Here is a 16,078-nt window from a genome sequence, read left to right as displayed (position 1 = left end):
GCGGCTCAAGGTGTAAGTTGGCGCCGGTCCTTGGCTTTGGGGCCTTGGGGGCGGGCACTCTTTATGCCCGCCTTCCTGGTGCTCGTCCTCCTGGATCCGGCGTCCTCAGCCCGGGTGGTTTGGCCGTCCTGGCTGGAGACTGGCTTCGCTCGCCTGAAAGCGGCGAGGATAGCCCGTCCCACAGCAGCGATTCCGATGATCGTGGTGATGCCACGCAGGGTGTCCCATCCCGCCGTCGAGGTCACTAGGGAGTAGAGCAAGAAGCTGCTGAGGTTGGTGCCCAACGGGGCACCGGGCGCGTACGAAATGCCGGTTCCGGCACCGACAGCGAAGGGCCAGAACCAGAGATTGGTCAGCAGGCCGAAGATATAGGACGCCACAACGCCGTAGCCACAAAGCATCCATAGTTCAGCCCGTCCTCGAACCCGGCGTGGCAACAGGCCCGCCCCAGCCCCCACCCAGGCGCAGGCGAAGATCTGGAACGGCGACCAAGGGCCGATACCGCTCCACAGGACACTGGAAACGGCGATGGTCAGCGCCCCGAGGAGCATGCCGAAGCGGGGACCGAAGGCGCGGCCTGCCAGGATCAGCAGGATGAACACTGCTTCAACGCCCCCGACGCCGGTACTCGCCACACGAACTGCCGAACCGACGGCAGCCAAGACGCCCAGCAAGGCCACGGTGTGTGCGGAGCGGACGGAACCATCGACGGAGACCACGACGGCCACTACGGCCAGAGGTGCGATCGCCAGGGCTGCGAAAGGTACGGCCGCGGCGGCATCCTCGGGTAGGGCCGCCGCGAGCAACGGCCAGCAGAACGCGCCGAGGGCCAAAACGTTGGCAGCCGCGAGAACCGCGATCTCCAAGGCCCGCGGCAAGCGGAGGTGGCGTTGCGGGGCCCGCTCTACGCCCCGAACTTCGGAATTATCGCGCAGAGCGGGCCCCACAACCGCGGGAGTCGCAACTGCGGGCCTCGCAGCCGGGGGAGTCACCGAAGTGGTGTCTCCACTGGATGCGTGTGCGGCGTCGGCCTGCGCGGCTGGCGCCACGCCTTCGTCCATCTGCACGATGCGGGCACCCAGGCCGTGGGCGAAATCGAGGTCGTGAGTGGCGATCAGGACTGCTGCGCCAGTGTCCGCCAATGCGCGCAAGGCGGCCGAGACTCCTGCGCGGGCCTCAGGATCGAGCCCGCGGGTGGGCTCATCAATAAGGAGGACTTGGGGGTCGCCCGCAGTCTGAAGCGCGATGGCGAGGATACGGCGCTCTCCGGCCGACAGGTCCCGCGGGTGCTCGTCTCCTATCGGAATCCGAACGTCACCACGCAATCGGGCCAGGCGTGATGTTGCCGGCTGGGACAGGGTCCTGTCCGAGCCATTCCGGTCTGATTTACGCCGGGCCCGCGCTTCGCGTCGATCTGCGGCCCGGAGCTCAGCGGCCACTGTGTCCCTCGTGAAAAGGTCATCAGAGGCGTCCGGAACCAGGGCGACGCGGCCGCCGCCGACCGTGCCGCTGGTTCCTTCCCCGAGCGCGAGGGCCACCAGGAGCGAGGACTTCCCGGCCCCGTTCGGCCCAACCAAGGCGACCACTTCGCCTGGGTGCAGGGTTAATGAGGCGTCGCTGACGAGCGCCTTGCCGTCGCGGTGCACAGCGAGGTTGATCGCAGACAGCACCGGCGCGTCCTGCGGTTTCGACGTCGGTGAGACGGCCGGCATCGGTGACGGTGCCAACCCAGGTGACACTATCGACGTCGAACGGATCTCACCCGGACGTGACAGTACTGGGCGTGAAGGTGCCGGCGCAACGCCCGCTATCAGGCCGGCGTCGTAAATTCTCCACCAGGAATCGGCGATGGGTAACAGCGGCTCCGCCCGATGCTCAGCCACAATGATGCAGATGCCCGATCCGTGGGCGAGGGCGTCGAGTACTGCGATGACGCGGGCCCGGGCTGTGGTGTCGAGGTCGGCGAGCGGCTCGTCAACCAGGAGCAGGGCCGGGTGCTCCACCACGGCAGCGGCGATGGCCACGAGCGTTGCCTCGCCGGCCGAGAGAGAGTTGAGGTTCCGGTCCAGGAGCGCCGTCACTCCAATCCACTCCGCGACCTCCACCGTGCGGGCCCGGGCGATGCCGGCTGCAACGCCGCGCAGTTCAAGCGAAAGTGAGATTTCGTCCCGGACGCGGGTGCTGGCGAAAGCGGCGCGTGGGTTTTGCAGGACGACGCCGACGACGCCGGCGGTATCGCGTGGCGGCGCGGCGGCACGGTCCACTCCGGCGACACGGACCGTGCCGGTGAGTTCTCCGCCGTCGACATGTGAAAGGAGGCCGGCAATACCCCGCAGGATGGTGGACTTTCCGGAGCCGGTGGGCCCGGTAACAACGGTTATTGTCCCGGGGCCTGGCTTGAAGTTTTCGACCTGCAGCCGCATGTCGCCGATGCGGAATTGGGCGCCCCGGATCTCAAGGGGCAAGCCGTGATCGCTGCCGGCTTGGTGCGCCGCCCTGCTCCCGAAGCCACGCAATTCCAAGGCCGCGGCTACCCGGCTGGCGTGCTCAAGAGTTCGCTCAAGTACCGGAACAAGGGCTCTCGGCCCCAGGCGTTCGCCCCGCAACCGGAAGGCCAAGCGGACGGAGGCAACGGCGTCGGCGAGTGCGGGGAGCGCAGCCCAAGCCACCACAAGCGTGCGGGCTATGCCTTGGAATGGACCGCCGCGGGCCAGCCGCATGAAGCCCCGTGCCACGTCCACGAAGGCGTTGAGCAGTCCGAAGGCAATGATCATCCCGGCAATCGGCAGGGCTGAAACAACCGCCTCCCACAGACCAGGCGATGTTACGGGTCCGAGGAAGACCACGTGGGCGTATGGGGCGGGCAGCCGCACTGACGGCAATTCCAGCAGCACCGGCCCAACGGTGCCCGCTCCGTTGAAAAGGATGCGATAGATGACCCGCGCCGCTATGAAGACGACGGCGAGCGCCGCGGCAGCGCGGAACGGCGCGGGTCGAAAGGTCATGCCTTGGGTGCGGCCGGTGCGCCGTCGATGGTGTACAGCAGTTCCAGGCTCTCGCCTGGCTTCACCTGCTGGGTGGCGAGGCCTTCCTGGGCGTAGGCCCAGTCGCCGGCGGCCGGCTTGACCCAAATGGACCAGTAGGCAAAGCCCGCCGGCATCTTGTCGCATTCTTCGCGGTATGTGCCGCCCTTGTGGGTGATGTCGAAGTCGGCGGCCGGCACGCCATTGACCCGGCACACCAGCTCGGTGGGGTATTGCTTTGTTCCCTCGGTTTTCACCTTGGCTTCATCGAGCACCTTGGCAGCGGTGGTCGGCGCGTCCACGGCAACGCAAACAGTCTTGTCGGCGGCAGCCTGCTTCAGGGCGCCGGAATCGACGATGACCTTTACACCGGTGCAGGGCCCGGCGTCAGCGCTGGAGGAAGCCGAGGTTGCGGACGGCGCGGTGCTTGGTTGGGTGGCAGCCGGCGTGGAACAGGCGGCGAGGGTAATCAGGAGACCAGCGGCGGCGAAGGAGCTCGCGGCGGCGGTGCAGATCTTGGAAAAAGTCACGAGTCAAGGGTAGGACGTCGCTTGGCTTGATTGGGATGCGGCGTGTTGTGTGACGTCGGGTGGCAGGCGGTTGGCTGATGAAGCCTCAACAAATCTTGAAGAAAATTGTTGACAATTGACAGTCTGGGATTTAGATTCATAGTGAATCAAAAACCTCTACTCGCTCGCATCGGAACGAAATCGCCAGAACGAGCGAGGCCCCTCTCCCAACACCTCCATCGAAGGGACCCATCATGGCTACAACTGACTCCCGCCCGAAGTACATCTCCTTTGACATCTACGGCACACTGATCAACTGGGATACTGACGCCACTACCCGCCGGCTGCTCGCGGGCCGTTTGCCCGAAGAGCAGTGGCCTGCGTTCAAGAAGGTGTTCCGCGGATACCGCTTCGACGAGGTCCTTGGCGACTACAAGCCGTACGAGCAGATCCTGCAGAATTCCTTTGACCGGGTATGCAAGTTTTTTGGCATTGGGCCAACCCCGGGTGCAGGGGCAGAGTTCGCTGACGCTGTACGCGGCTTTGACGCCCACGACGACGTGCCGGCGCCGCTGAAGCTCATGGGCGACAACTACAAGCTTGTGGCGCTGTCCAATGCCGACGACAGCTTCCTGGAGATCAGCATCCCCAAGCTCGGTGCTGACTTCCACGCCGTCCTGACCGCCGAGCAGGCCCAGGCCTACAAGCCCCGCTACCAGGCCTTCGAGTACATGCTGGATACCCTGAACGCCAAGCCGGAGGACTTCCTGCACATCGCCTCGCACACCCGGTACGACATGCACCCGATGCACGACATGGGCTTCCGTAACCTCTGGGTACTGGACCGCGGCTACGACCCCATCACCGGCGGCTACGACTACAACTCAGTCAAGTCCCTGGACGAGATCAACAAACATCTCGGTCTCTAAACCGGTTGCTGGCTCTCCGTCGATGAAAGGGTGAAATGAGCGATTCTGCTTTTATCCAAGCAGTGGCATCAGAGAGTGGGCTCCTGGCCGAGCCTCCGCAGCTCGCTGACCCCGTCGTCCTGGAGCTGCTTGAACAGTTCTACGGCCTGAAGGGAACGCTGGTCCGGATTCCCACCGAAAAGGATGAGACTTTCCGGCTCCGGGACGGGGACGAAACGTATTTGGTGAAGATTTCACCCTCGGATGAGGATCCCGTGATCGTCCACCTCCAAACGGCTTGCATGGAGCATTTGGAACGGACTGCCCCTGAACTTCCAGTCCAGCGTCTTGTCAGGAGCCTTGGCGGAGAGCCGCAAGTCCTGATTCCGGAGCCTGCGGGCGCCTTTGATCGGGTACTGCGGGTGATGCGCTTCCTGCCTGGGGACTTGCTGGCCAATCACGACGCGTCGGCTGGCCAGCTTCGATTGGTAGGCTCAAGCCTGGCCCGCCTGGGCATTGCCTTGCAGGACTTCGATCATCCTCGCGCGGACCGTTTGCTCCTCTGGGACCTCAAGCACTTTCATAGGATGCGCCCGCTTCTTGACTATGTCGATGAGAAGGAAAAACGATCCCTCGCGGAGGACATTTTCGATCAGTTCGACGAAAAGGTGGTTCCGCTCCTCTGCACGCTGACATCCCAGGTTATCCATGGTGATTTCAGTCCGTTCAATGTCCTGGTCAACCCCAGCAGGCCCGATTACGTGACGGGGATTATCGACTTCGGAGACGTCGTGCGGACCCCCGTAATCTTCGACATCAGTGTCACCATGGCCAACCTGTTGGGGGCAGACCCGGGCTACCCCTGGGAGCACGCACTCCACGTCATGAACGGCTATCGAGGCATCCTCCCCCTGCCGGGGCAGGAGTTGGAGGCCCTGATCGTCTCCGCCCAGGCGCGCCTGCTGCTGCGGGCCCTGATAACCCAGTGGCGCGCAAGCCAGTTGCCGCAACGGCGCGACTATCTCCTCTCCCACTCAAAACCCGACTGGGACCGGCTCGCCTCCACTGCCGCGGCCCCGGCACCAGAACTTTCTTTCACACCATGAACCCCACCGCCTAGCTTCCAGGAGAAAACATGGGTACTTCCCCAATCCGCAAGCCCTCCAACCCCATGGTTAACGGCTTCGATCCCAGCCGCCTGGACGAGCTCCCGGACCAGATGCAGAAGAGCATTCGACGCCGGGACAAGAGCCTCGGGCCTGGTTACAGGCTCTTCTACGACGAGCCCTTGGAAATCGTTCGTGGCAAGGGCGTCACGTTGTTTGACCGGGATGGCAATGAATATCTGGACGTTTACAACAACGTCCCTTCCGTCGGTCACGGCCACCCGCGTGTCATTGAGGCTGTCCACCAGCAGATGCAGACGCTGAACACCAACACCCGCTACGTCCAGGAGTCCATCCTGGATTACTCGGAGCAGCTTCTTTCAACGTTCCCCGCCGAGCTTGGCCATGTCATGTTCACGTGCACCGGTTCAGAAGCCAACGACCTCGCGATGCGCGTCGCAAAATATGTGTCCGGACAGCAGGGCATCATCGTCACGGCCGGCGCGTACCACGGCCTTACCGCCGAGGTCTCTTCGTTCTCGCCTTCCTTGGGCAAGGGCGTACCCCTGGGTCCGAACGTGCGGGTTATCGACGCCCCTGACGCCCTGCGCTATACATCAGATCAAGGCTCGTCATCAGATCAGGGCTCTCTGCAGGATCACCTGCGGGACCAGGTGCGCGCAGCCATCGCTGACCTGCACCGCCACGGTATCGGAGTGGCTGCTTTCATCGCCGACAGCATCTTCTCCTCCGACGGTGTCTTCGCTGGTCCCGCAGGCTTCCTGCGCCCCATCGTCGAAGAGATCCATGCCGCGGGCGGCCTGTACATCGCCGACGAAGTACAGCCAGGGTTCGGTCGTACGGGTGAGGAATGGTGGGGCTTCCAGCGCCACGGAATCGTCCCCGACATCGTGACCATCGGCAAACCCATGGGTAACGGCATTCCAGTAGCGGCAGCAATCTTCAAGCCCGAATTGCTGCAGGAGTTCGGGAAGAACATCCGCTACTTCAACACGTTCGGCGGAAATTCGGTAGCCATAGCGGCAGCCCAGGCCGTCCTGGACGTGATCCGGGATGAATCGCTCATAGAGAACGCTTTGAAGGTTGGCGGAAAGATCCTCACCGGCCTGAAGGACCTTACCCAGAATCTGGAACAGGTGGCAGAAGTACGCGGGAGCGGCTTCTTCATCGGCGTCGACCTCGTCACCGATCGATCCACCCTCACACCCAACGGGGAGGCCGCCGCCAGCATCGTCAATGCCCTCCGGCAGGATCGGATCCTGATCTCAGCTTGCGGCGCCCAGGGCAACGTCCTGAAACTCCGTCCGCCAATGCCCTTTTCCAGTGACGACGCCGATCGCCTGCTGGAAGGACTGGGCCGTGCCTTCAAGGCACTGCGCTGAGGCGCAACAACAAACAAGCCGGCCTAGTGCTGACACCAAATGCTTGGGGATTGTGCCTTCCACTGTGAAAGCACTCTGTGTATTACACCAGCTGAAATCACTTGAAGGGTTGCACCATGAAGACAACACATAAGATCCAAACAGCCGCCGCGGGGCTCGCTGTCCTGTTGGCCCTGAGCGCCTGCGGCGGCGCCGCAACGGGCAGCCAGGCGACAGAAATCCCCAAGACGCAGAACACCCGTGACATCTCAGAGGGCGTCCAACCGGACGCCGCCGCGGTGGCGTTGCTGCCGAAGGCCATCAAGGACAAGGGCGAGCTAACGGTCGCGATGGACCTCAGCTCCCCGCCGATGACGTTCCTCGCCGAGGACAACACAACCCCCATTGGCGTAAACCCGGACCTTGCCCGTTTGGTGGCAAAGAAGCTGGGCCTGAAGCTGAAGTTCGAGAACACGGCGTTCGACACGATCATTCCCGGCATCGACGGCGGCCGTTACGACTTCACCGCCACGACCATGTCCGCTACAGCCGAGCGGCTGAAGGTGCTGGACATGATCAACTACCTCAAGGGAGGCTCGGCCGTAGCCGTAGCGAAGGGCAACCCGCTCAATCTGACCAATGACACGCTCTGTGGCAAGAACGTTGGCGTGACCAAGGGCTCAACACAGCAACTGAAGCACCTGCCCAACGTCTCGGAGTGGACCTGCACCTCCCAGGGCAAGCCCGCCATCAACGCCATCACCCTGCCCAACGTCCAGGAAGCCCTGACACAACTGGACTCCAAGCGGATCGACGCTGTCTTTTACGATGCCAGTGCCCTGGCGTGGGCCAACGATCAGCAGCCCAACCACTTCACCACCTTGCAGCCACGCATGGATACCCGCACGGACACCAATGTCGCCATGGGCCTGAAAAAGGGATCACCCCTGACCCCGGCACTCCAGAAGGCCATCCAGTCCGTTCTGGAAACCCCCGAATACAAGAAGTCCCTGGACTACTGGGGCCTGGGAGAATCAGCTATCACCGAAGCCAAGATCCGCTAACGATTGTGCTGTCCGGTCCCGGCTTCGCTCTGATATCTCATTAAGGTTGTGCTATGCGTACCAATCCCACCGCTAGGGACCACACCAAGGCTTGGGTTCTTGATGCTGTCCTTTCAGAGGCGCCCTTGACGCGTACCAGGCTCATCGAATTGACGCGATTAAGCCAGGCCACGGTATCCCGGAAGGTGGATGAGCTTCGTTACGACGGTCTAGTCGTCGAACAGGGAGTCAACTCGGTTGCGCGCCGTGGCCGGCCCTCCACCTATCTGGATGTGCCCGGCACGGCGGGGCATGTTGTGGGCATCTCGTTCGGAGCACGGACCACATGCATCCTGGTGACGGACCTGCGGGGCCGCGAGGTCAGGCACGTGATCGTGCCCAGTCTGGAGGGCGGCGATGAAGAAGCCATTGCCGAGTGGTTGCTGGACTTGGTTGTAGATACCAGCGATTCCGCCGAGGGGCCACTGCGCCAAATCGTCGCCGCCCTGCCTGGCCGTGTCCGGACGGGTACGGCAATTCTTCAAAAGACCTTCGAAGATCGGTTGAATGCGCCCGTGCTGCTCGAGGGCGATGCCAGTGCCTCCCTCCGGGGGATCCTGAAGGACGACGCGACCATAGGAAATGCTGTTCTCTTCATGCTGAGTACGGAGCTGAGCTTCGCCAGCTGCACTGATCATGAAATCGCCAAGGGGCGGACTTCGGCTTTCGGACACCTTGGTGAGGTTCTCTTCTCCGGTGTCGGCAACGAGACGTTGGAGGGACTGTTAAGCACCAGGGGACTCCTCCAATTCGCCAGTGGACGGGGACTGGACCTGGACAACATCCAAGCGCTCTGGTCCCAACAGAAGGATGCGGCGTCCCGCGCGGAAGTGATGGAGGCATTTACGACGGCGGTGGTCGCCGCCGTCGGTGCCGTTGCCGTGACGCTTGACCCCGAGTCCGTTTATTTCGTGGGCCGCCTGAGCCCGCTCGTGGACGAAGTCCTTCCGGAGGTGCAACGGAGGCTCGCACAAAGCCTTCCGGTAGTCCCTGGGATCACGGTGGTGCCGCAAGTCGTCGGGCTCTCGGTGGCCCAAGGAGCCGCGTATGCGGGACTGGCGTTGGTCCAGTCGCGGCTGCGGGACTCTATGCTCGAAGCCCAGTAGCAACCAGGGAATCGACAAAGAACCGTTGACAATCTACAACCACCCGGAGTATTGTCGACAATCGACGGTACTTCTCAAGCAAGTCTCGTCGACAATCGACGAAGATGACAATCCAAACTGGAGGAAAAAATGGCATTCGACATCAAGCCGAAGTTCGCAACGTTCGACATGAACGGAACACTGATCAAGTTCGCTATCGCCGACGCGACCCGCGCGGTCCTGGGCGATCGCCTGCCGGCAGAGCTCGCCGATGAATACTTGCAGGCCACCAAGGCATACCGGATCGATGAGTGCATGGGCGATTACAAGCCCTTCCACCAAATCATCGCCAACTCCATGGAACGCGCCTCACGCCGGCTCGGCCTTGAGTACCGCGAGGTCGACGCAAGGGCGGTTTACGAAATTGTCCCCACGTGGGGCCCGTACCCAGGTGTGACCGACGCCCTGAACCGCCTGGCCGAGGCAGTCCCCCTGGTCATCATCACCAACAGCGACACTGTGCATGCTGAGCGACTTTCGGAAAACCTCCAAGCTCCGTTCGCAACCGTCATCAGCGCCGAGCAGATGGGCATGTACAAGCCCCGGCTCGGAGCGTTTGAGTACATGTTCGACAAGCTTGGCGTCACGCCCGATGAGATTGTGCACGTCTCTGCGAGCCCGATGTACGACCACCGCTCCGCAGCCACCATGGGCATCAAGAACAAGGTGTATGTGGACCGTGGCTTCGAGCATGACGAGCACTGGCTCGGCTACGAGCGGATCACCGACATCGCCGAGCTCCCCGTCCTCTTCGGCCTGCCGCGTCTTTCCGCTGCTTCGTAAGAAAGACCTGTGAACAGATGAGCATCACTAAGGCGGGCCCGGCTTTGGATAGGCTCCGGGCCTTGGGCCTGGAGCTTCCAACCCTCGCTGATAGCCCTTATTACTTGGACCACCGCGCGGTGGGTTCCAGTATCCACATCGCCGGCCAACTGCCTTACAAGGACGGTGTGTTGCTGGGCCAAGGCATCGTGGGCCGGGACGTGGGGCTGGAGACAGCGCAGGAGCTCGCCCGCCATGCCGCGCTCAATTGCCTTGCCGCGGCTGTGCAGGCAGTGGGGGATCTGGACCGGGTCCGGATCGTGCAGATGCTGGTGTTCGTGGCCAGCACACCGGACCTCGGCCTGCAATCGCGGGTCGCCAACGCGGCCAGCGAACTGCTCATCGAGGTGTTGGGGGAGAACGGACGGCACGCCCGGACCGCAATCGGCGTCGCCGGGCTGCCGGCCAACACTCCTGTAGAGATCCAGATGATCTGCACAGCCGTTTAGGCGCGCATATGTTGGCGGTAAACTCATGAGGAGAAACAGCGTGAACTGTATCCAAGGAGCACTCAACGCTCTGGTCGGGCGCGTCGACACCCCGGCGCCGATCGTGCTGGTGGACGTTATGCAGGACAACATCGATCGCATGCAGGGCTTCGCCGACCAGCAGGACCTCGACGTCAGGCCGCACGTAAAAACGCATAAATGCGTCGAAATCGGTCGTCGCCAGGTCAAGGCCGGAGCTGTGGGAATCACAGCAGGCAATGTTGGTGAGGCCGAAGTCTTCGCCGCAGCGGGCTTCGACGATATCTTCATCGCCTACCCCATCTGGCCTTCGGGAACGAAAGGCCTGCGCATCCGCAAACTTGCCGTAACCACCCGCCTGCGGGTCGGCGTCGACAATTTCGCGGCAATCGATGCCCTTGCTGACGCGATGGGATCTGAGGCCGAACGGCTCCAGGTTGTGATCGAGGTGGACTGCGGTGCGCGTCGTTCCGGTGCACCACCCGAGTTTGCCGGCGACCTCGCCGCCGCCGCGCGCAGGCGTGGACTGGTGCCGGTGGGTGTCTTCACCTATCCAGGTCATGGAAGCGCCAGTCCGGACGCCCGACAGCGAGCTGCGATGGACCAGGAAGCCGCGCTCACCGCAGCGGTGCGGAGCTTCAGCGCGGTGGGCATCAGCGCAGACGTCGTCAGCGCTGGCTCAACACCCACCATTGAGTACGCTACGAGCACCGTGATCACTGAGATCAGGCCCGGCGAGTACGTGTTCAATGACTTGAACAACGCCCGACTCGGAGCCTGCACGGAAGATCAGATTGCCCTGTTTGTCGCTGGCACGGTGGTCAGCGACTGGGTTCCCGATCAGGTCATTCTCGACGTAGGAACCAAAGCACTAAGCCGGGAAGGCAGCCCCGAGATCGGTTATGGCGCTGTCCCCGGTACGTCGGCCGTTCTCTCCAAGCTCAACGAGTACCACGGGTTCCTCCCACTGCCGACTGGCGACTTCCATCCGGGCATCGGCACGGTTCTCCCGATCGTGCCGAACCACGTTTGCCCGGTTGTGGTCAATTTCGAGGAGTACATCGTCACTGACAGCACGGGCACATTGCTCGAGCGGTGGCGGGTGGATGCCCGCGGATTCCTGAGCTGATTCGTGGGGGCCGACATGTCCGGACCCCAGCCCGCAACCCCAGACGGGCAACCCGCAGAAACAAACCGTACAAGGACTGACCACCATGAGACTTGATAAGACCACTGCCGTCATAACCGGCGCCAGCAGCGGAATCGGGGAAGCAGTGAGTTCCCACTTCCGCCGCGAAGGCGCCCGGCTGCTGCTCACCGGGCGCAGGGAGCAACTCGACAGCGCCCAACCTGATGACGTGTACGTCCCCGGAGATCTCAATGACGAGGCGTTCGTCGAAGGCCTGGCCCGGCAGGCCGCCGAAGCGTTCGGAACCGTTGACGTCGTCGTCCTTAACCATGGCCTGCAGGTAAGCGGCCCGCTGACGGAGATGGCGTATGAAGATGCCAAAAACGTGCTCCACAGCAACCTCCTCAGCTCCTTCCTGATGATGAAGCATTTTGCACCGTTGATGCCGGCCACGGGAGGTTCGTTCGTCTTGGTCAGTTCACGGCTGGGCATGGTTGGCAAGCCTGATGAGGTCCTTTACTCCGCAGCCAAAGGCGGCCTCATCATGCTCGCCAAGGGCGCTGCAATCGAGTGGGCCTCACGCAATATCCGCGTCAACGTCGTCGCGCCAGGACTGACCGTCACTCCGGTCATCGAGGCATCGTTCCAGCGCAGGGAGAACCCTGAGGCCTACCGGGCAGAACGCGAGGGCCAGATCCCGCTCCGGCGCCTGGCCACTCCCGAAGAAATCGCCGACGCCATACTTTTCATGGCGTCCCCGGAATCGTCCTACATCACCGGCGCGGTACTGCCCGTCGACGGCGGCTACACGGCCGCCTGAACACCACACCGCCTTCCACTGGCTCACCAACTCCCCACAAAGTAGGACAACGATGAAAGCCCTCACAGCAACACCCCGAAACGGAGACCTCGGCTTCTGGATGGCAGGACTCGCGGAAAACCGGCCGGCATACCCCCGCTTCGCAGGCCAGAGGTCCGTGGATCTGGCCATCATAGGCGGTGGCTACACAGGCCTCTGGGCTGCGTACTTCGCCAAGAAACTCGAGCCCTCACTCTCGGTGGCGGTTTTTGAGGCAGAACAAATTGGCTATGGCGCTTCCGGACGAAACGGCGGCTGGCTTTCGGCGATGCCCCCGGGAAACCGGGCCACTTTTGCGCGCGCATCCGAAGGTGGGCTGGACGCAAGCCGGGCATTGCAGCAGGAGTTCGTGACCGGCGTCGACTCCGTCCTTAACATCCTTCAAGCCGAGGGGATCGACGCCGATCAACACAAGGGCGGCGCACTCGTCGCTGCCCACACCAGGGCGGGGCTGGGCCGGCTGGTAGCCAGGCAGGACGCCGACTGGAAGTATGGGTTGACCGAAGACGATGTCCACTTGCTGGACCGGGACGAGTTCCAGAGCAAGATCAACATCTCCACAGTCCACGGCGGGCTCTTTTATAAGCCCTGCGCCCGCATTCATCCGGCGAAGCTTGTCTATGGCCTCGCGGACACCCTGACGTCCATGGGGGTGGGGATCTACGAAAACAGCCGGATAAACAGTATTGACGGCAGGACCCTGACCTTGGCCAACGGACAGGTCACGGCGGCCAAAACGTTCATCTGCACGGAAGGGTACTCCGGGCAACTCCTGGGCAGCAGGGCCTTGATACCGATCAACTCCTCGATGATCGTGACCAAGCCGCTGTCCGAGGAGGCATGGGAGCAGATCGGCTGGAACGGGCTTCAGTGCCTGAGCGATTCCGCACATACTTTCATCTATTCGCAGCGAACAGCGGACGGCCGCATCGCCATTGGCGGCCGCGGAAGGCCCTACCGCTACGGCTCCGGTACAGGCGGCGCCGGAGCCACAGCACAGTCCACGGTTGACCTGATCTCCACAAAGCTTCGGTCCTTCTTCCCGGGTATCCACCTCGAAGTTGACCACGCGTGGTCCGGAGTCCTGGGTGTTACCCGTGACTGGAACGGCGGCGTGCACTGGGACCAGGCCTCCGGAATCGGATCGTCCACCGGCTATGCCGGACACGGTGTTACCGCCGCCTACGTGGGTGGGCGAACACTCGCGGAATTGGCTTTCGAACGGGAAACGGAACGGACCACACTCCCCTGGGTTGGCTACCGCGCACGGAAATGGGAACCGGAACCCATTCGCTGGCTGGGTGTTCATGGCATGTACCGGCTTTTCGGTCTTGCTGATCAGTGGGAAGAGCGCAAGGATTCCACCAAGACGTCCCTCCTGGCGAGATTCGGCAGCAGGCTCGCCGGACTTCACGAATAACGCACCATCCAAAAACCTTCATTTGAAACGCCCGCGGAGGTACATCATGAAGACCATTAGCAGGATCCAGGCTGCAGCGGCAGGGTTTGCAATGCTGGTGGCCCTCACCGGCTGTGGCGGGTCAACAAGCACCTCCCCAACAGATCCGAAAACGGCCGACATCTCCGAGGGCGTCCAACCTGACGAAAGAGCTGTGAGCTTGTTGCCGGCGTCCTCTAAGGACAAGGGCGAACTCACGGTCGCGATGGACCTGCACTACCCGCCGACGACGTTCCTCGCCGAGGACAACTCGACGCCGATCGGCCTGAACCCGGACATTGCCCGCCTGATAGCCAAGAAGCTCGGCCTGAAGCTGAAGTTCGAGAACACCGTCTTCGACACGATCATTCCGGGCGTTGACGGTGGCCGCTACGACTTCACCGTCACCACCATGGCACCAACGCCGGAGCGGCTGAAGGTCCTGGACATGATCGACTACTTCAAGGCCGGCAACTCAGTGGCCGTGGCCGCGGGTAACCCGCTGAAACTCACCAACGAGACACTGTGCGGCAAAAACATTGCCGTCACAGCCGGCTCTACAGGCCAACTCAAGCGCCTCCCCGCCCTCTCGGAGCAGACCTGCACCTCCAAGGGACAGCCAGCCATCAACGCCGTGACCCTGCCCAACGTCCAGGACGCCCTGACCCAGCTGGCGTCCAAGCGCATCGACGGCATCCTCTACGACACAACCTCCCTCGCCTGGGCCGAGAAGCAGCAGCCCAAATCGTTCACCATCCTGACCCCGCAGATCAACGTCGGCTCCAGCGACGTGACGGCGATCGGCCTGAAAAAGGGCTCTCCCCTGACCCCCGCCCTCCAGGCCGCCGTCCAGTCCGTCCTGAACAGCCCGGAGTACAAGAAGTCCCTCTCGAATTGGGGCCTTGAATCCGGCGCCATCACCGAAGCCAAGCTCAACTAGGAGACGTGCTCCCCACATGCAAACCATCAGTCGCAGAAGCATGGGCTTCGCCCGCCCAACAGCAGACACCCTGCTGTTCATGAATGAAGATATCGAGGTGCTCTAAGCATGGATGGAAAACTCGCCGTCATCGGCCTGGGCAGCATCGGAAGCATGGCACTCTGGCAGGCCTCCCGTCTTTCCGATTCCGTGGTCGGTTTCGAAACACACACCCCGGCCCATGGACGCAGCGCCGTAGGCGGCGACACCCGGCTGTTCCGCATGATTTATCGTGGCAGCCCGGCGCTCTACCCCATCCTGGAGCGTTCACGGGATCTCTGGGCGGAACTCGAGGCAGAAACCGGACAGGACATCCTCACCCGCTGTGGCGGACTCTCCATCGGCACCACCGATGGGCCATACCTCCGCAGCGTCCTGGAGACTGCCCGCACAAATGGGGCTGCACACCAGATCCTGAGCCGTGAGGAAATGGCTGAACGCTACCCGCAGCACAACCTCCGGGCTGACGACTCCGCGGTATTCGACCCCAACGCCGGGGTCCTACGGACCGACCGGGCAGTAACGGCAGCCGTTGCCGCTGCACAGGCAAACGGGGCAACAGTCCTTAACAACACTCCTGTTACCGGCATCCGGGAAACCAACGACGGCGTCGTCGTCACCTCGGGGGACAGCACCTGGACCTTCGAGAACGTCATCGTCGCCTCAGGGGGCTGGTCACAGCGGCTCATGCCTGACTACCTGAAGGCACACACGGAAACCCGCAGGGTTTTCCTGAGCTGGTTCGTTGCCCGCGACGCAGCCCAGTTCGCCCCGGAGAAGTTCCCCACTTTCAGCCGGATGTACGAGGACCGCTCCATGTACGGGGCACCCGCCGTGGACGGCGTTACCGTCAAAGCCACCCTCGACGGCCGGGGCACGGTGACGACTGACCCCGATGCTTTCCCCAGGGAACTCACAACAGCCGAAATTGCCGACACCTTGGAAGCCGTCACCGAGTTCTTGCCCGGCCTGGTTCCCAGCATCATCCGCTCCGACGCCTTCCCGGACCTCTACACCGAGGACCGGAACCCGCTGTTGGGCTGGCTCGGCAGGTCAAGCACGATCTACGGCGCCACAGGCTTCTCCGGAGGCGGATTCAAAAACGCCACGGGCTTCGGCCACATCGCCGCGTACGAAGCGCTCGGAAAACAGTCGGTCGACGGCCTGGAATTCGTACGCCCTGAGCGGTTCAGGACGAGCTAGGCCGG

General features: G+C 62.7%; 14 protein-coding genes. 12 read left to right on the top strand and 2 right to left on the bottom strand.

The genetic code is table 11. The features are described from left to right. Positions 1-5 precede the first annotated feature (5 nt). Both AB4Z15_RS10795 and AB4Z15_RS10790 read right to left on the bottom strand, forming a co-directional pair. Positions 6-3,005, bottom strand: coding sequence for an ATP-binding cassette domain-containing protein (locus AB4Z15_RS10795; RefSeq protein WP_442017256.1), 3,000 nt, complete (start codon positions 3,003-3,005; stop codon positions 6-8). Next, positions 3,002-3,553 (bottom strand): hypothetical protein, encoded by a 552-nt coding sequence (locus AB4Z15_RS10790; RefSeq protein WP_442017255.1) that lies wholly within the window; start codon positions 3,551-3,553, stop codon positions 3,002-3,004. The genes AB4Z15_RS10795 and AB4Z15_RS10790 overlap by 4 nt, the downstream gene beginning before the upstream one ends. A gap of 233 nt (positions 3,554-3,786) precedes the next feature. Between AB4Z15_RS10790 and AB4Z15_RS10785 the strand changes: the two genes are divergently transcribed. The 12 genes from AB4Z15_RS10785 (at position 3,787) to solA (ending at position 16,073) form a co-directional block, all read left to right on the top strand. Then, positions 3,787-4,461, top strand: a complete 675-nt coding sequence (locus AB4Z15_RS10785; RefSeq protein ID WP_442017254.1) for a haloacid dehalogenase type II — start codon at positions 3,787-3,789, stop codon at positions 4,459-4,461. A 35-nt stretch (positions 4,462-4,496) separates the two neighbouring features. Then, entirely contained in the window at positions 4,497-5,546 is a 1,050-nt protein-coding gene (locus AB4Z15_RS10780) for a phosphotransferase (protein ID WP_442017253.1), read from the top strand. 29 nt (positions 5,547-5,575) lie between these two features. Beyond that, the gene (locus AB4Z15_RS10775; protein ID WP_442017252.1) at positions 5,576-6,949 is read left to right on the top strand and encodes an aspartate aminotransferase family protein; all 1,374 of its coding nucleotides are present in this window, start codon (positions 5,576-5,578) and stop codon (positions 6,947-6,949) included. 116 nt (positions 6,950-7,065) lie between these two features. Continuing rightward, complete coding sequence (locus tag AB4Z15_RS10770; protein ID WP_442017251.1) at positions 7,066-7,992, top strand: ABC transporter substrate-binding protein; 927 nt, start codon at positions 7,066-7,068, stop codon at positions 7,990-7,992. Between the two features lie 53 nt (positions 7,993-8,045). Beyond that, positions 8,046-9,137, top strand: coding sequence for an ROK family protein (locus tag AB4Z15_RS10765; RefSeq protein WP_442017250.1), 1,092 nt, complete (start codon positions 8,046-8,048; stop codon positions 9,135-9,137). Positions 9,138-9,266: 129 nt separating this feature from the next. Beyond that, a complete protein-coding gene (locus AB4Z15_RS10760) occupies positions 9,267-9,959 on the top strand; it encodes a haloacid dehalogenase type II (RefSeq protein ID WP_442017249.1) in 693 nt (230 codons plus the stop codon). A 17-nt stretch (positions 9,960-9,976) separates the two neighbouring features. Further along, positions 9,977-10,447, top strand: coding sequence for a RidA family protein (locus AB4Z15_RS10755; RefSeq protein ID WP_442017248.1), 471 nt, complete (start codon positions 9,977-9,979; stop codon positions 10,445-10,447). A 40-nt stretch (positions 10,448-10,487) separates the two neighbouring features. Next, on the top strand, positions 10,488-11,594 hold the full coding sequence (locus AB4Z15_RS10750; protein ID WP_442017247.1) for an alanine racemase: 1,107 nt from the start codon (positions 10,488-10,490) through the stop codon (positions 11,592-11,594). Between the two features lie 85 nt (positions 11,595-11,679). Further along, positions 11,680-12,414, top strand: a complete 735-nt coding sequence (locus tag AB4Z15_RS10745; RefSeq protein ID WP_442017246.1) for an SDR family NAD(P)-dependent oxidoreductase — start codon at positions 11,680-11,682, stop codon at positions 12,412-12,414. Between the two features lie 52 nt (positions 12,415-12,466). Beyond that, positions 12,467-13,873 carry an NAD(P)/FAD-dependent oxidoreductase gene (locus AB4Z15_RS10740; protein WP_442017245.1) on the top strand — a complete coding sequence of 469 codons (1,407 nt, stop codon included), beginning with the start codon at positions 12,467-12,469 and terminating at the stop codon, positions 13,871-13,873. Positions 13,874-13,919: 46 nt separating this feature from the next. Continuing rightward, complete coding sequence (locus AB4Z15_RS10735) at positions 13,920-14,831, top strand: ABC transporter substrate-binding protein (protein WP_442017244.1); 912 nt, start codon at positions 13,920-13,922, stop codon at positions 14,829-14,831. A 108-nt stretch (positions 14,832-14,939) separates the two neighbouring features. Then, positions 14,940-16,073, top strand: a complete 1,134-nt coding sequence (solA, locus tag AB4Z15_RS10730) for an N-methyl-L-tryptophan oxidase (RefSeq protein ID WP_442017243.1) — start codon at positions 14,940-14,942, stop codon at positions 16,071-16,073. The last annotated feature ends 5 nt before the right edge of the window (positions 16,074-16,078 follow it).

Origin of the sequence: Paenarthrobacter sp. 2TAF44 (assembly GCF_052114885.1) — a bacterium.
Classification (GTDB): domain Bacteria; phylum Actinomycetota; class Actinomycetes; order Actinomycetales; family Micrococcaceae; genus Arthrobacter.
Note: the sequence above shows the minus strand (reverse complement) of the source record. Positions and strands in the feature narration are given on the sequence as shown.

What these genes read in the sequence shown, in the direction of transcription:
- AB4Z15_RS10795 (WP_442017256.1), bottom strand. Translation starts at nt 3,005, where the DNA reads ATGACCTTTCGACCCGCGCCGTTCCGCGCTGCCGCGGCGCTCGCCGTC.
- AB4Z15_RS10785 (WP_442017254.1), top strand. Translation starts at nt 3,787, where the DNA reads ATGGCTACAACTGACTCCCGCCCGAAGTACATCTCCTTTGACATCTAC.
- AB4Z15_RS10780 (WP_442017253.1), top strand. Translation starts at nt 4,497, where the DNA reads ATGAGCGATTCTGCTTTTATCCAAGCAGTGGCATCAGAGAGTGGGCTC.
- AB4Z15_RS10775 (WP_442017252.1), top strand. Translation starts at nt 5,576, where the DNA reads ATGGGTACTTCCCCAATCCGCAAGCCCTCCAACCCCATGGTTAACGGC.
- AB4Z15_RS10770 (WP_442017251.1), top strand. Translation starts at nt 7,066, where the DNA reads ATGAAGACAACACATAAGATCCAAACAGCCGCCGCGGGGCTCGCTGTC.
- AB4Z15_RS10765 (WP_442017250.1), top strand. Translation starts at nt 8,046, where the DNA reads ATGCGTACCAATCCCACCGCTAGGGACCACACCAAGGCTTGGGTTCTT.
- AB4Z15_RS10760 (WP_442017249.1), top strand. Translation starts at nt 9,267, where the DNA reads ATGGCATTCGACATCAAGCCGAAGTTCGCAACGTTCGACATGAACGGA.
- AB4Z15_RS10755 (WP_442017248.1), top strand. Translation starts at nt 9,977, where the DNA reads ATGAGCATCACTAAGGCGGGCCCGGCTTTGGATAGGCTCCGGGCCTTG.
- AB4Z15_RS10745 (WP_442017246.1), top strand. Translation starts at nt 11,680, where the DNA reads ATGAGACTTGATAAGACCACTGCCGTCATAACCGGCGCCAGCAGCGGA.
- AB4Z15_RS10740 (WP_442017245.1), top strand. Translation starts at nt 12,467, where the DNA reads ATGAAAGCCCTCACAGCAACACCCCGAAACGGAGACCTCGGCTTCTGG.
- AB4Z15_RS10735 (WP_442017244.1), top strand. Translation starts at nt 13,920, where the DNA reads ATGAAGACCATTAGCAGGATCCAGGCTGCAGCGGCAGGGTTTGCAATG.
- solA (WP_442017243.1), top strand. Translation starts at nt 14,940, where the DNA reads ATGGATGGAAAACTCGCCGTCATCGGCCTGGGCAGCATCGGAAGCATG.